The 16,083-nt window shown below is 39.3% G+C and carries 9 protein-coding genes; all 9 read left to right on the top strand.

Annotated features, from left to right (window positions below):
* Positions 1 to 16 precede the first annotated feature (16 nt).
* The 9 genes from EWE74_RS14760 (at position 17) to EWE74_RS14720 (ending at position 16,007) form a co-directional block, all read left to right on the top strand.
* The gene (locus tag EWE74_RS14760; protein WP_130142277.1) at positions 17 to 1,708 is read left to right on the top strand and encodes an arylsulfatase; all 1,692 of its coding nucleotides are present in this window, start codon (positions 17 to 19) and stop codon (positions 1,706 to 1,708) included.
* 116 nt (positions 1,709 to 1,824) lie between these two features.
* Positions 1,825 to 2,916: an arabinan endo-1,5-alpha-L-arabinosidase gene (locus tag EWE74_RS14755; RefSeq protein WP_130142276.1), complete on the top strand. Its 1,092-nt coding sequence runs from the start codon at positions 1,825 to 1,827 to the stop codon at positions 2,914 to 2,916.
* Between the two features lie 160 nt (positions 2,917 to 3,076).
* The gene (locus tag EWE74_RS14750) at positions 3,077 to 6,175 is read left to right on the top strand and encodes a SusC/RagA family TonB-linked outer membrane protein (RefSeq protein WP_130142275.1); all 3,099 of its coding nucleotides are present in this window, start codon (positions 3,077 to 3,079) and stop codon (positions 6,173 to 6,175) included.
* Between the two features lie 17 nt (positions 6,176 to 6,192).
* Positions 6,193 to 7,662, top strand: a complete 1,470-nt coding sequence (locus tag EWE74_RS14745) for a RagB/SusD family nutrient uptake outer membrane protein (RefSeq protein WP_130142274.1) — start codon at positions 6,193 to 6,195, stop codon at positions 7,660 to 7,662.
* A gap of 52 nt (positions 7,663 to 7,714) precedes the next feature.
* Positions 7,715 to 9,475, top strand: a complete 1,761-nt coding sequence (locus EWE74_RS14740) for a DUF4886 domain-containing protein (protein ID WP_130142273.1) — start codon at positions 7,715 to 7,717, stop codon at positions 9,473 to 9,475.
* A gap of 102 nt (positions 9,476 to 9,577) precedes the next feature.
* The gene (locus tag EWE74_RS14735) at positions 9,578 to 10,753 is read left to right on the top strand and encodes a family 43 glycosylhydrolase (protein WP_130142272.1); all 1,176 of its coding nucleotides are present in this window, start codon (positions 9,578 to 9,580) and stop codon (positions 10,751 to 10,753) included.
* Positions 10,754 to 10,759: 6 nt separating this feature from the next.
* Positions 10,760 to 12,268, top strand: coding sequence for a sulfatase family protein (locus tag EWE74_RS14730; RefSeq protein ID WP_130142271.1), 1,509 nt, complete (start codon positions 10,760 to 10,762; stop codon positions 12,266 to 12,268).
* Between the two features lie 41 nt (positions 12,269 to 12,309).
* Entirely contained in the window at positions 12,310 to 13,821 is a 1,512-nt protein-coding gene (locus tag EWE74_RS14725) for a BspA family leucine-rich repeat surface protein (protein WP_130142270.1), read from the top strand.
* A 101-nt stretch (positions 13,822 to 13,922) separates the two neighbouring features.
* Positions 13,923 to 16,007 (top strand): arylsulfatase, encoded by a 2,085-nt coding sequence (locus EWE74_RS14720; protein ID WP_130142269.1) that lies wholly within the window; start codon positions 13,923 to 13,925, stop codon positions 16,005 to 16,007.
* Positions 16,008 to 16,083: the final 76 nt, after the last annotated feature.

Below are 16,083 nucleotides of genomic sequence, written 5' to 3'. Positions count from 1 at the left end.
AACTATTATAAATCACATGAAAACAATAATTCTTCAAGTATCAAGTATACTGCTTTTCGTATGCTCCATAATAGGATCTGTTTTTGCCCAATCTAAGGCAACAGCAAAGAGGCCTAATATTATTGTGATCTTAGCGGATGATTTAGGTTATTCTGATTTAGGTTGCTATGGTGGGGAAATTAACACGCCAAACCTGGACTGGTTAGCGAGTCAAGGTATCCGGTCTACCAGCTTTTATAATGCAAGCAGATGTTGCCCTACAAGAGCTTCTTTGCTTACCGGCCTCTACCCGCACACCGCTGGAATAGGGAACATGACGACCGATCAAAAGGCTCCTGGATATAGGGGACAACTCACCCCCAATACGGTGACTATTGCACAAGTTTTAAAGGATGCAGGCTATCAAACCGGCATGGTGGGAAAATGGCATGTATCGGAAACCAAACCTTTTCCAGACAACGAACAACAATTACAGTGGTTAGATCATCAAATTCAAGATAAAGCATTTTCCGATACCTTGTCTTACCCCACGCACAAAGGTTTCCAGAAATATTATGGAAATATATGGGGTGTAGTGGACTTTTTTGATCCATTTTCCTTAGTTAACGGTACTACTCCGGTAAAAAATGTTCCGGCCGACTTCTATTATACGAATGTCCTTGGAGATTCTGCCGTAGCCTACATTGATTATTTCACAAAAAATGAAGACCCTTTTTTTATGTATGTAGCCTTCACCGCCCCACATTGGCCACTGCAAGCATTGGAAAAAGATATTCAAAAGTATGAAGACACCTATAAAAAAGGATGGGAGCATATTAGAACGCAACGGTATCAGAAAATGATTGAGTTGGGAGTCATAAACCCCAAACAGGTACCGTTATCTGATTTTATGCGTGATGGCAAAACCTGGGAAAACAATCCGGATTCCATTTGGGATGCCCGAGCCATGGCTGTACATGCTGCCATGGTGGACTGCCTGGATCAAAATGTAGGAAAGCTTATCGACCAATTAAAAAAATCTGGTGAGCTGGAAAATACGTTCATCATGTTTCTTTCAGACAACGGAGCAAGCCCCGAACGGCCGGAAGCATTTGGCCCCGGCTACGATCGGTCAGGAACAACCAGAAATGGAGAAAAAGTAAGCTTCTCTGTAAATAAAGATGTATTGCCTGGGTCACAAAAAACACATATGGGTATTGGCCAACAATGGGCAAATGCTATCAATACACCTTTCCGGTATTGGAAAGCGAAGGAGCATGAGGGCGGAATAAATACACCATTTATTGCGTATTGGCCACAAGGGATCAACAGCATAAATAAATTTAATCGCGTTCCTGCCCATATCATTGACCTAATGGCTACCTGTATCGAGGTTTCCGGCGCATCTTATCCACAGACTTTTGACGGCAATACGATTACACCTTCACCTGGGAAGAGTTTAATACCTGTTTTAAATGGAAAGATAACAAAACAGCTTCATGATGAACTTTTTTGGGAACATAATGGTGCTGCAGCTCTTCGACAGGGAGACTGGAAAATTGTTAGGCTAGGAGGGAAGGCTGATTGGGAATTATACAACTTGGCTGTAGATCGCACAGAGATAAATAACCTGGCTAAAAAATTTCCTAACAAGGTAGATCAAATGCAAGAGAAGTGGCAACAATTAGCAAACCAGTACCAGGTGTTTCCAAAGCCTGTAACAAGGTAACGCGAATCGGCTAGGCAGCTCTTTTCTTAACGAAAATCTTTTAAGCTATGTGCTATCCTTAAAACGTTTTTACTATACCTTAAAAAACCAGAATTTGAACTTAAAATAACTCTTATATGAAACTTCTTTTAATATTATTAAACGTATGCATTGCGATGTCCAGCTGTAATAAACCGGACTATGGTTCTCCTCAAACTACGCCTCCTGATGATGGAAATAACGGATCTATTACACCTCTAACCGGACTCGTTGGGTTAAATGACGCTTCCCGTGTTATAAAATCAGGAACGAATTATTTTTGGTATTCTACAGATGGCGGTATTAGGATGAGATGGACGAATAACCCAATATCAGGTAAGTGGTATACTGGGTCAGATGTGTTTCCTACCCGCCCAGGCTTTTGGTCTAATTATAGCCCGATAAATGCCGCTTGGGCTCCAGATATTATTTATGACCCCGCTTCCGCAGAGTTCCGTATGTATTATTGTGTATCTAGTATGGGTAGCCGAAAATCTGCTATTGCTTTGGCGACAAATAAGACGCTAGATCCGAATGCTCCAAACTATAAATGGGAAGATAAAGGGATTGTAATCTCTACCACCGAGAGCTCTACTTACAATGCGTTGGATCCTTGCCCTATATTAGCGCCAAGTGGCGAATGGTATTTATGTTTTGGATCGCATTGGACGGGAATTAAGCTCATGCGATTGGGTGCGGATGGTAAAGCACATCCAACGGAAACAACAATTTCTAACTTGGCTAGAAAAGAGCCTGTAGCCAATAGTGCAATTGAGGCCGGCGCAATATATCCGGGTGTGAAAAACGGGGAGCAAGGTTATTGGTTATATGTAAATTGGGGAACAGGTCTTGGTCATGAACAAAATGCAACCTATGAAGTACGTGTAGGATGGTCTACCAATATTAGAGGTCCTTATTTGGACAAAGACGGAAAAGATATGTATAATGGTGGTGGTTCCGTTTTTACGACAAGCAAACAAACATTCAGCGCAGATAATAGCACGCGTATAGGGAGAGGCCATATTGGAATTATTAAAGGGCATGCATTGGATGGCGTTCATACGGATTGGATCTCCTATTCATACTGGTTGGAAAATCCTCCTTCAGGTGAGAGCGGCAAGCGATTCGGGTTACAAAGATTATTGACAGGAACAGATGGTTGGCCCGAAGCAGGAGAGATCTTTAAGTAATCAGCTTAGCACTTTAATATTACCATATATAAACCAAAATCAGATTTTTCTCTACGATGACTATTCGCCTGGGTCGCTAATTTTTGTCCCAGACGAGTGGGAATAGCAGCGTAAATTCTGCAGCACAATAAGATTTATTATAAACTAAATTAAAACGAATATGAATCAATTAATTACCCAACATCCTGGTATGAAGCTAAAGTACCTGATAATGGCCCTGCTTATTCTCCTGGGAGGGGCTTTACAGGCACAGCAAAAGAATATTACTGGAAAAATTTCCGACAGGGCTGGCGAACCTCTTGTAGGCGTCAGCGTCTTGGTTAAAAATGCTACAAATGGCACCAGGACTGACGCTAACGGAAACTATAGTTTAAATGTCAATTCTTCGCTTGATGTTCTGGTTTTCCAACATGTAGGTTTTAGCACTAAAGAAATTGCTTTAAATGGAAGAACAATTATTAACGTAGTATTAGAGGCAGAAAACGAGTCACTAGAAGAAGTTGTTGTCGTTGGCTATGGGGCTGTGCGAAAAAGTGATTTAACAGGCTCTGTATCTTCCATTAAAGCGGAAGATTTAACTGCAGGAACAAACATTAACGTGCAACAGGCATTGCAAGGAAGGGTTCCGGGAGTACAGATTTACCAGAAAAGCGGCGAACCTGGAGCTGCAATGAGTGTGCAAATAAGGGGAATTACATCCATTACGGGAAATAACGCACCCTTATATGTTATAGATGGTATGCCGGTTAATGACGCTTCTGCGATTGGTTCAGCCAGCCCAACTGGTGCTGCCAATAACCCAAATAACAGATCCCCTTTAAGTTCCATAAACCCTGCAGATATAGCTTCTATAGAAATCTTAAAAGATGCTTCAGCTACAGCAATATATGGTTCAAGAGGAGCCAATGGTGTTGTTTTAATTACGACAAAACAAGGCTCGGTGGGTAAAATCAATGTTAATTATAATGCTACTTATGGTAAGCAGACTGTTGCCAATACACAGCGTTTTATGACCGGAGATGAATATACTACCGTAATAAATCAAATTATTATGGATGGAAATTTAAGTGGAGACCCTGGGTCTTATCCCCCTGTTACGGGGGCAAATTATAATACAGACTGGCAATCATTATTGTTAAAAGATGCCCCTATACAATCTCATGACCTGTCTTTTAATGGTGGGGAAGGTAATACAAAATACTATATTTCTGCGGGTTATTTTGATCAGGAAGGGATCATGTTAAACTCGGGAACTACCCGATATAATGCACGAGTTAATCTGGAGACCAGTGTAACATCTAAATACAGTGTGGGTATAAACCTTACCACAGCTTATAGTAGGGATAAATACAATGCAAATGGTTTGGGGCTTAATGATAATGCGAGTGCATTATATATGGCCCAAAATTATGATCCCACTTCACCTGCATTAAGTGCCGACGGTTCTTTTTACCGATCTCCTTTAATGAGCCCTATGGATAATCCCTTAGCCGTTATCGATGGCCAGTACTCAGTTGGTGACACCTACCGTACATTCGGTAACATATATGCTGAATATTTCTTTATCCCGTCGTTGTCTGCGAAGGTAAAAGTGGGTGCCGATTTAAATGACTCAAAAAGATCTTTTTGGATAGATCCTTCTACCTTGATAGGGGCGGGTTATGGTGGCTATGCCGATGTAAGAAATGGTAAAAGAGGTTACTATCTGATGGAAGGTACCGTAAATTATAACAAAGACTTAGGGATACACCGAATAAACGCTGTTGCGGGGGCAACCTATGAGCGCTATACATCCAGTACTTTAGTTGCAAATGGAAGAGGTTATAGTTTACCAGATTTAACTTATTATGCGATAGGTTCTGGGAACCCTACATTGAATGGAATTTCTAGTGGCGTACAGGAAAATATTTTATTATCGTATTTAGGACGAGTAAACTATTCTCTTTTAGATAAATATCTGTTTACATTTTCCTTCAGAGCAGATGGATCCGCAAGATTTGGCCCCGAAAACAGGTTTGGTTATTTCCCTTCTGCAGCACTAGGTTGGAAACTAAAGCAAGAGGATTTCTTGAAAGACGTAAACTTTATTAGTGATTTAAAATTAAGAGCAAGTTACGGGGCAATTGGAAATCAACCAAATACCAATTACCTTTATTTTTCAACATACTCGGGTGGAAGAAATGTTATTTTTGATGGACAAAGAATAAGTACCATCGCTCCAACCCGCAGCCCCAACCCTTTCCTGCAATGGGAGTCTGCACAACAAGTTGACATAGGTTTGGATTTTGGATTTTTAAATTCCAGAATTACAGGTAGTATAGATTATTATAATAGAAGAACTTCTAATCTTTTATACAACAATCCTCAGCCACTGAGTACCGGTTTCGGGACAAGAACAGAAAATATTGGAAGTATGCGAAATTCCGGCGTTGAATTTTCAATAAACGGGGTTATTGTTGACGGCAGCGATTTTAAATTTGATGCTAATTTCAACATTACAACTTTGAAGAACAGAATTTTAAGTCTAATATCTGACAGTGAAGTTATTGGCGGAGGTCCGGGTAATATCGGAGAATATAACATATTAAAACCAGGCATATCCATGGGGTCGTTTTATGGATATGTGATAGATGGTGTATGGCAAGCTGGGGATGATTTCTCTACCGCCCAACCGGGGGTAAGACCAGGGGACTTAAAATATCGTGATTTCGATAATAATAACATTATAAATACGGAGGACAGAATTGTTCTGGGTAATTCTCTTCCAGACTTTTTTTATGGTTTCAACACTAATTTTAGTTACAAAAATTTATCGCTGGCGATATTTGTAGAAGGTTCTCAGGGCGCTATGATGTTAAATAGTAGCTTAGCGGACTCCTATTATCCCGTAGACTTTAGAAGGAATAAATTAGCCGAATTATATTTAAACAGATGGACGCCAGATAACCCAAGCAACGAATATCCTTCGTTTATCCCTGGAGATGTTCAAGGATCGAGACAAATCAACAATAAAACAGTAGAGGATGCATCTTATTTGAGGCTTCAATCCGTTAGATTAGGGTATAAAATACCACTGCCAAAAAATAAGTTTATCAGCAATGCAACGGTTTTTGTCACTGGTCAAAACTTGTATACTTTAACGAATTACTCTGGTGTTGATCCCGCTGCAAATGCGATAGGCAGTGATATTTTAAGGGTTGATTATAACTCCTATCCATTAACCAGAACGTTTACCGGAGGAATTAATGTCCAATTTTAATTTAAATATTAAACAACATGAAAAATACGTATAAATATATATGTTTGGTAGCTATGCTAATAGGTTTTACATCTTGCGAAAAACTGCTTGAAGTAACTCCTAATTCAGAATTTTCACCAGGTAACATCCTTACTACAGAAGAGGGAATTAAATCTTTATTGTTTTCGGCCTATGCCCATCAGCAAACGCAAACGGGGTCAAAACTTACTATTAACACTTCGGAAGTCTGTACTGATATGGCCTTTAATTCTGGTGGTGCAGAAAACGCAACACTTCTGCCCATCATTAATTTTACCTGGAATTCGGATTTAATAACTTTCCGAGAAGATGTATGGGCGCCTAACTACAGATCGATAAGGGATGCTAACGACGTCGTTGAAAATATAGATGATGTAAACACATCTGATGAAAAAAAGAAACTATATAAGGCAGAAGCACGTGTACTAAGGGCCTATGCCTACACGGTACTGTATAGCTGGTTTGGCCGTGTACCATTAAGAATATCTAATTCCCAACCAGGAGATCTGGCCAGAGCTACAGATGAGGAAATGAGGACATTTATAGAGACAGAAATTACAGAATCTATTGCCGACTTACCTGATCCTGGGCAGGAAGAAGCTTATGGAAGAATTAATAAAGGAAATGCGTCTGGTATACTGGCAAAATTTTATCTCAATACAAAACAGTGGCAAAAAGCTGCGGATGCAGCGCTAGCTGTTATAAACTTTAACTATTATACAACCACCCAATATGAATTCAAAGATCTCTTTAAAATAGAGAATGAGCTAAATAACAGGGAGATGTTGCTTGTGCTGCCATGCATAAATGAAACAGGAGGGTTTGGTAATTGGTATATGGCGGGGGCTCTGCCGTCGGGTTTCAAAAGTACACCGCAAATTCCGGAGTTTGTTTATGTTGGTTCCATGGCCAATTTTGCTACACAATACCGCTTAAGGACAGCTTTTGTAAACAGTATGGCTCCAAACGATAAAAGGCGTTCATTAATATGTACGAGCTATATCAACAATAACAATGTCACAGTAAATATATTGAATGATGACAACGCCAGAAGTTTTAAATATTGGGATAACACTACTGTAGGAAACAACGGCGGAAGTGATGTTCCTCTTCTTCGATATGCTGATATCTTATTGACCAGAGCAGAAGCTTTGAATGAATTATCCACAACTCCTCCAACAGAATGTTTTACACTTATTAACCAAGTTAGAACACGAGCAGGATTAGAAGGTCTAACCATAGCAAATACGCCCTCTAAAGAAGATTTCAGAGATGCCATTTTTAGAGAGAGAGGTTGGGAGTTTATTTCTGAAGGTAAACGTCGTGAAGATTTAATTCGTCAAGGTACATTTTTATCTTCCGCTATAGCCAGAGGTGTATCTCCGGATCTGGCAACACCAGATAAATTGCTTTTTCCAATCCCGCAAATAGAAGTTGAGGCTAATAAACTGTTAGACCCAAGCAATTAATGATGTAGCGAAGACAATTACAAGTGTATAAACTTTAAATGAAGTAATAAATATGGAAAAAATACTCAATTTTAGGTCTTTTGTATGGATTATCCTTGCTCTTTTTACGCTTAACCAGATATCCTGTAAGGACGACACTTCACCACCGCAAGAGCAAAAACAGGCGATACAATTGAACAAAACGACAAGCGCACTTGCTATAGGGGAAGAGTTGGTCTTAATTCCAACATTTACACCCTCCGTAACAAACCCTGAATCCTATAAATGGAATGTTGACAACGCAGAGGTTGTAGCAATCACCATAAACAGTGATCACTCCGCTACGGTTGTTGGAAAGTCGCAAGGTGAAAGCAGAGTTTCCATCACGTCTCTACAAGGTGTTATACTTGCTAGCTGTATCATCAATGTAACTGGTGAAACTATAGAAAATCCAGACGATGGGGTAGTAAAGATATTAACTATAGGCAATAGTTTTTCAGAAGACGCCGTAGAATATTACCTGTACGGCCTTGCGAAAGCGGCAGGTAAAAATATTGTCATTGGCAATCTATTCATCGGTGGTGCTACCCTCGATCAACACGTACAGAACGCCGCGAACAACTCTGCTGCTTATGCCTATAGAAAAATAGAAGAGAATGGTAATAAGGAAGATACACCGAATACAACTATTGCAACGGCTTTGGCTGATGAAGATTGGGACTATATCAGTTTTCAACAAGCAAGCCCAAACTCCGGTCAATATAACACCTTTGTAACTCCGCTACCCGCCTTATATAACTATGTAAAAGGAAAAGCGACAAATCCACATGTAAAGTATATCCTACATCAAACCTGGGCCTACGCACAAAATTCTACACACGCGGGCTTTGCCAACTATAATAAGGATCAGGAAATCATGCATACGGCTATAGTAGATGCTTACAATCGTGCAACAGATCTGATTGACACGGAGCTAATCGTTCCGGCTGGAACAGCCATTCAAAATGGACGGACAAGTATTATTGGCGACAACTTCTGCAGGGATGGCTATCATCTTGACTTGAATATAGGAAGATATACGGCTTCCTGTACGTGGTTTGAAGCTATCTTTGGGGAAACTGTCATTGGAAATAGCTATAAGCCTACTGCTCTCACTGATTATGAAACCGAAATTGCACAACATGCGGCACATAGGGCAGTGGTAAAACCCAATGCTGTGACAGCTATGCAAGATTATCAGGGCGGTGGTTCCGGCATCCTTACTAATCCGGTATTCGTTAATTTTGGTAAGGATACATCCTCACCTAAATGGAATAGTGTAACAGGACACATGGAGGATACATCGATTCCAAATCTGAAAGACGATGAAGGAAACTATACAGGAATTTCCTTGACCATTACAGAACGATTCAATGATATAAATCGGAATGGCCCTGCTACAACATCAACAGATTTTGACATGCCTGCGGGAGTGTCGTCCGATTCTTACTATGGCAATTCTAAAAAGCTCTTTAACAATGCGACGATATTACAAAGTGTCGTGAAGTTGGGTGGTCTGGACAAGACGAAGAAATACAATTTCTGCTTCTTCGCTTCCCGGATTGATACAAAGGTTAATGAGAATAGACAAACTAAATATATTGTCAAAGGACAAAATGAAGATATGGTCTTGCTTAATGCAATGAACAACACATCAAATTCAGTTTGCGCAAATAATATTCAGCCTAACGCGAATGGAGAAATAACGATCACTGTCACTGCTGGGGAACAGAATAATAATGCGAACGGCTTTTATTATATCACCGCACTACGATTATCACCATCAATAAATTAGGCTATACTGTTGGAGCTGTCCCCCAGGTTTAAAAAAATGTAGGGACACTCTCTTGATGTAATTGATCCGCAAAACAATAGATATCCTTTATAGAAAACATTTATGTACAAAAACACTTTAGTTGAAATTCAAAAATTCATTGGTTTATTATTATTGATTTTTATTGCTGTTTCCTGTGGTTTAACACAAGACAAATCCGCGTCAACGCAAGTTTTTAGTGATCCAATCGCCCCAATAGGAGATTCCTCTCTTACTATTCCTGCGGCTGTGAGACCTATTTTAGATGTATGGATGAGAGACACCTATGTAACTTACGGACCCGATGGGTACTATTATCTGACAGGAACTACGGCAACTCCCGGCAGAGTTTTCCCAGGTCAGGTACACTGTTGGGATTATAACGATGGTTTATACTTATGGAGGTCCAGAGATCTCAAAAATTGGGAATCAAGAGGTGTAATCTGGTCTTTTGATAAAGATGCAGCTCCTTGGCAAAAAAAAGGAACGCCCGTTAAACCTGGTGAAAAATCTCCTAATGGAGATCCATTAGACTCCCTGTATAGAGCTGTTTGGGCACCAGAATTACATTATATAAAAAGTCAAAAAAAATGGTTGTTAATCGCGTGTCTAAATGGTAACAATGGTTCGTTCGTTTTGGAAAGTTCATCCGGTAAACCTGAAGGGCCGTATAAAAACATAAAGGGAAACGAAACCAAGGCCATATTTGACAATATAGACCTTAGCTTTTTTGAAGATACAGATGGTGAAGTTTATCTAATCGGACATAATCATTACATAGCCAAGATGAAAAAGGATCTGAGCGATATTGCAGAACCCTTTAGAGCTTTTAAGGAAACGCCATATGAATCTGAACCATATATAGAAGGCGTTTGGCTAGATAAGCATGCGGGTAAATATCAGCTATTACAGACGATATGGTCGGTTTCTCATGCAGATAGCACGTATTCTTATATAAGGGATAACAAAAAAAGTGACAAGTTATATAGTTATGATGTGGTGATCGCTGAATCAGATCATATTTATGGCCCTTATGGTCCTCGTTATCCGGCTATTTTACAGGGTGGACATAATAATTTGTTTAAAGACGAAAACGGTAACTGGTGGTCTACCACATTTTTTAATCCCAGAGGCGTAATGGGAACTAGATTTCCTATAACCTGTCGCCCTGCTATTGTGCCTTTAAAATGGAAAAAGGACAAGTTAATGCCAGATGCAAAAGTGGCAGATGACTTTTATTCGACTTTAAATATTAAATAAAATTTTATGAAACAAGCGTATTTCATTTACTTACTATTTGTTCTGGCTCTATTTCTTTCTTGTTCAGCAAACAAACCCGTAAAAAAACCGAATATCCTGATTATTTATGTAGATGATTTAGGTTACGGAGATTTAAGCTGCTACGGCGCAAAGGCCGTGAAAACACCACACATCGATAAACTGGCAAACAATGGGCTACTTTTTACGGATGCGCATTCATCTGCATCAACCTGTACACCTTCTAGATACTCCTTGCTAACCGGTAGTTACGCCTTCAGAAATAACGCGGCTATATTACCCGGTGACGCGCCTTTAATTATTGATCCAGAAACGGTGACTATTGCCGATATGTTAAAAAAAGCTGGCTATGCAACAGGTGTAATTGGCAAATGGCATTTAGGTTTGGGTAATGGAGAGCCTAATTGGAACATAGAAATCAAACCGGGACCAAAAGAAATTGGCTTTGATTATAGCTTTCTTATTCCTGCCACGGCAGACAGGGTGCCTACCGTATTTGTAGAAAACCAGCGTGTCGTAAACTTAGAAAAAGAAAATCCTATAGAAGTTAGTTACGACCACAAAATCGGTACACTCCCAACGGGTTTGGAACACCCTGAACGGCTAAAAATGAAAGCTGATACACAGCACAGCGGTACGATAATTAACGGAATTAGTAGAATAGGATTTATGAGCGGAGGTAGTAGCGCCCATTGGAAAGACGAAGAATTTGCCACCGTTTTATCCCAAAAGGCTAAGGAGTTTATTACAAAACATAAAGATAGACCCTTTTTTATGTATTACTCATTACCAAGCATTCACGTTCCAAGATCCCCAAATGCAAAATTTGTAGGAGCCACGGAAATGGGACCTAGAGGTGATGATATTGTACAAATGGACTGGATGGTAGGCGAAATAATGAAAAATCTTCGTGAATTAGGAATCGACAAAAATACATTGGTCATATTTAGTAGTGACAATGGCCCTGTACTTGATGATGGTTACGCCGATAATGCTGTGGAATTAATAGGAGAGCATCAACCTTCAGGTATATATAGAGGGGGCAAGTATAGCGCTTATGAAGGAGGTACGCGTATGCCCACAATTACTTATTGGCCAGATGTCATCAAACCTGGTCGAAGTGACGCGTTATTTAACCAGGTAGATCTATTTGCTTCGTTAGCGGCATTAACGGGTCAGCAAGTGGACGATAAAAATGCTCCTGACAGCAAGGACATGTCTGAAGTATTACTTGGGAATTCTAGTGATGGAAGAAAAAGCATGCTTCAGGAATCTTTTACGATGTCTATAAGGTCTGGAGTGTGGAAATATATAGAGCCTCTGTCAAAAGAAGTACCTGACTGGCTAGCAAATAAAACCATCGAAACAGGTCTAAGTAACATGCCGCAACTTTACAATCTTAAAGAAGATCCAGAAGAAATGAATGATCTTTCGGCAAGGTACCCGGAAAAGGTTAAAGAGCTGGCAAAGGAGCTAAATAGAATAAAAGGCATGTAAACACCATTATATAATTATAAATCAATAATAAAAAACAAGTTATGAAAAGAATTATAACATTAGTATTATTTGTGAACGCAATAGTACTCGGATACGCACAAACGGCGTTTAAGACTGTCTGGAACACCAGCAAGTTATCAGGAACTTATGCCGGATCAAGTAATAGGACGATAAAGCTTCCCGTAGCGGGAGGAACTTACGAAGGTAACTGGGTCAAGGTAGAAGAACCTGCAACAAATGGAACCTTTACTAGTTCTAGTCTAACAAATAATATAATCACCGTTCCTTCGGAAGGAACTTACGAAGTAACCATATCTAATGTAGGTGCAGGGTTTTATTGGCAAATAGGTTCCGCACCGGCGGAAACAGATCGTAGAAAGCTAATGGAAATAACGCAGTGGGGCGACCTCTGGACCTGGGACAAAACACATATGTTTTATGATTGCCTAAATCTTGAGGTGACCGCTATGGATGTTCCAACACTAGCTGGAAATATAAGCTATATGTTTCGAGATTGTATACATTTAACAGGAAATGCAAGCTTTAATACCTGGAATGTATCAGAAGTTACGAATATGGCCGCGATGTTTTATGGTGCTAAGGTGTTTAATCAACCATTAAGTAACTGGAATACAGGGGCTGTTCAAAATATGTCAGACATGTTTCGGGGTACAGAAACATTTAACCAGCCTATCGGAAACTGGAATACTGAAAACGTAACAACCATGACAAATATGTTTGAAACTTCAAAAGCATTTAACCAACCGTTAAATGCATGGAATGTATCAAACGTAACGAATTTAAATGGTATGTTTTTTAACAGCGTATTCAACAATGCCAGTTTAGGCAGCTGGACATTAAAAGAAGGGGTTACGCTAAGTGCTTTTTTGGGATCCAGCAATGGGGTAGGAATGGATTGTGTAAACTTTAGCAATACCTTGAAAGGCTGGGCAGAAAATAATAATACACCACATGGATTAGTGCTAGGTGCTGCACAGAGAACTTATGGAGATCAGGTTTCTTACAATAAATTAAGGACAGAAAAAAACTGGACAATTAACAACGCTAATTATGATATAGCTTGTGACCAAACTCCTGTTGTAGCCTTTGCAGATATAAGTGCAAGTATTGTTAATGGCGATTTATTGATACAGTGGAAAACGGAAAGTGAAAGAAATAGTGACCATTTTGTGGTTCAAATTTCTAATAATGGAGAAACTTGGCATGAAGTGGCTTCTGTAGCTAGTAAAGCAGAAAACGGTGATTCCAATGAAGTTTTGGAATATCAACATACGCTTAACCTCGATTCATTACAATTAGCTGGCATATCGGTATTTATTATTTTGCTGTTAACAACATTATTGTTTAATCGCAGAAATCGTATTTTTATTGCATCGATGCTATGTGTGGGCATCTTTTTATCAACAGGTTGCACTAAAAAAGCGTTGCTAACTCAAGAAATTGAGCGTGAAGTTTTATACATTAAAATAACCCAAATAGATAAAGAAGGTAAAGCAAATAGCGATAGCGATGTTATTGCTGTAGAAAGGTAACAACAGGTGTTATTGGGAGTCGGTGTTATTATGCGGTGAAAATTATGCAGTTGGATATGTTACAGCAAGTCCATTAGGACCATATAAAAAAGCAGCAAATAATGAACATTCTTCAAAAAAGTTTATTTCTATTACTGATGGCTGGGTCATTTTGTAATACACCATTAAAGGCACAACAAGGAAAGAAGGATAAACGACCAAATATTGTATTGATTATGGCCGATGATTTAGGGTATTCTGATCTTGGTTGTTATGGCGGAGAAATAGAAACTCCTAATCTGGACAGGCTTGCCCAAGAAGGCCTCCGATATAAGCAATTTTACAATGCGGCGAGATGTTGTCCTACAAGGGCGTCTTTGTTAACAGGGCTTTACCCCCATCAAGCAGGAATGGGATGGATGGCTGCTGCGGATTTAGGTACCCCAGCGTATCAAGGAAATCTCAACGACAATTCGGTAACCATTGCCGAAGTATTGAAAACTGCTGGGTACGGTACTTACATGACAGGTAAATGGCATGTGACAAATGAACGCAAAATAGATGGGATGGTAATTGATAACTGGCCAAAACAAAGAGGATTTGACCATTATTTTGGAATTATCCCGGGAGGTGCTAATTATTTCACACCCGTAATTTATACTGACAATCACCGATATAAAGCCCCTGATAGTTTTTTCCTGACAGATGCCATTAGTGATTCAACAGTGAAATATATTCATCAGCATTTCAATAAAAATGCGGATAGCCCCATGTTTATGTATGTTGCTTATACCGCTCCCCATTGGCCGTTGCATGCGTTGCAAAACGACATAGATAAATACAAAGAGTTTTATAAAGTAGGATGGGATGTGGTTCGCAAAAACCGTTTCGAAAAACAACAGCAGATAGGCTTATTTTCTAGTTATACGACCCTCTCTCCGAGAGATACGGTGATAAAAGACTGGAATAGTTTATCAAATGAAAAGAAAAACGAAATGGCTATGCGCATGGCTATTTATGCTGCACAAATTGATAATATGGATCAAGGGATTGGACGTATTCTAGAAGCGTTAAAAGCAGAAAACCAATTAGACAACACCTTAATATTTTTCTTAAGTGATAATGGCGCCTGTGCCGAATTCATAAGCAGCGGAAAGCGAAAAGACGTGGATGGGAAAGAGGATACGTTTGAAAGTTATCGTGTAAATTGGGCAAATGTCAGTAGTACACCTTTCAGAGAATATAAACATTATACAAATGAAGGAGGCATCGCTACCCCGTTAATAGTTCATTGGCCAAAAGGTATTGATGAAAATCTTTATAATTCTTTTGTAACGAATTACGGTCACATCAGTGATATTATGGCAACTTGTGTGGACATTTCGCAAACAAGCTATCCTGTTACTTATAAAGGGAAAAATATCCCTTCTTTAGTCGGGAAAAGTTTAAAACCTCATTTTAATGGAAAAAGCAACAACCGGGGTAAAATATTTTGGGAACATGAAGCCAACATCGCCGTACGGGATGGAAGATGGAAATTAGTAACGAAGACGCTACAAGACGCAGAATTAGATGAGAACAACCTCTCTCTATATGATATGGATGCAGATCCTACAGAAATGGACGATTTATCTGTTAAATATCCCGATAAGGTAAAAAAAATGTACCATGAATGGATAGACTGGGGAAATGAGGTTGGAGTTTTTCCATTAGATACACGAAATTACAATGTTAGGGCGCAGCTTTATAGCAGAAATATAAATGGCAATTTTGACGATAATTTAGGTGGATGGAAGATTAGAAAAACTGAGGGAGTACGGGCTACAGTTTCTATAGATACTACATACAAACTCACAGGCAAGAAATCGGCTTTTATTCAAATGGAAAAGTCCGTCGATAAATCTTCGGCATTTGCTATGTTCTGGAGTCTCCAAGCAAAAAAAGGTGAGCAGTTTGATATAAAGATCAATTCTGCAGCTAGCCGTAAAACCTCTGTTTTTATACGATTGGAAAATTCTGATCCAGAAAAAGGAATTGAAAAAATGCTGGATAAAGAGTTGACCGTTTCCACTACGTCCAGAAAGAATTCTTTTCGCTCTATCAAATTACCTAGGGATGGTAGTTATCGCTTATCTATAGATATGGGGATGCTTGAAGGGGGAGACAGACTCTGGATTGATGATGTAGAAATTTTAGCTGTAAAATAATAATCTAATATATCCTTTATTTTACGCCGCCCACAACATATAAAAATAGGCATTAAATTTTTTAGTTTAGTGCCTA

Source organism: Sphingobacterium corticibacterium (genome assembly GCF_004208525.1).
GTDB lineage: Bacteria > Bacteroidota > Bacteroidia > Sphingobacteriales > Sphingobacteriaceae > Sphingobacterium > Sphingobacterium corticibacterium.
Note: the sequence above shows the minus strand (reverse complement) of the source record. Positions and strands in the feature narration are given on the sequence as shown.

Bases quoted from the DNA above. Each gene is read 5' to 3' on its own strand.
- EWE74_RS14730 (WP_130142271.1), top strand. From the start codon at position 10,760: ATGAAACAAGCGTATTTCATTTACTTACTATTTGTTCTGGCTCTATTT.
- EWE74_RS14720 (WP_130142269.1), top strand. From the start codon at position 13,923: ATGAACATTCTTCAAAAAAGTTTATTTCTATTACTGATGGCTGGGTCA.
- EWE74_RS14735 (WP_130142272.1), top strand. From the start codon at position 9,578: ATGTACAAAAACACTTTAGTTGAAATTCAAAAATTCATTGGTTTATTA.
- EWE74_RS14755 (WP_130142276.1), top strand. From the start codon at position 1,825: ATGAAACTTCTTTTAATATTATTAAACGTATGCATTGCGATGTCCAGC.
- EWE74_RS14750 (WP_130142275.1), top strand. From the start codon at position 3,077: ATGAATCAATTAATTACCCAACATCCTGGTATGAAGCTAAAGTACCTG.
- EWE74_RS14740 (WP_130142273.1), top strand. From the start codon at position 7,715: ATGGAAAAAATACTCAATTTTAGGTCTTTTGTATGGATTATCCTTGCT.
- EWE74_RS14725 (WP_130142270.1), top strand. From the start codon at position 12,310: ATGAAAAGAATTATAACATTAGTATTATTTGTGAACGCAATAGTACTC.
- EWE74_RS14760 (WP_130142277.1), top strand. From the start codon at position 17: ATGAAAACAATAATTCTTCAAGTATCAAGTATACTGCTTTTCGTATGC.
- EWE74_RS14745 (WP_130142274.1), top strand. From the start codon at position 6,193: ATGAAAAATACGTATAAATATATATGTTTGGTAGCTATGCTAATAGGT.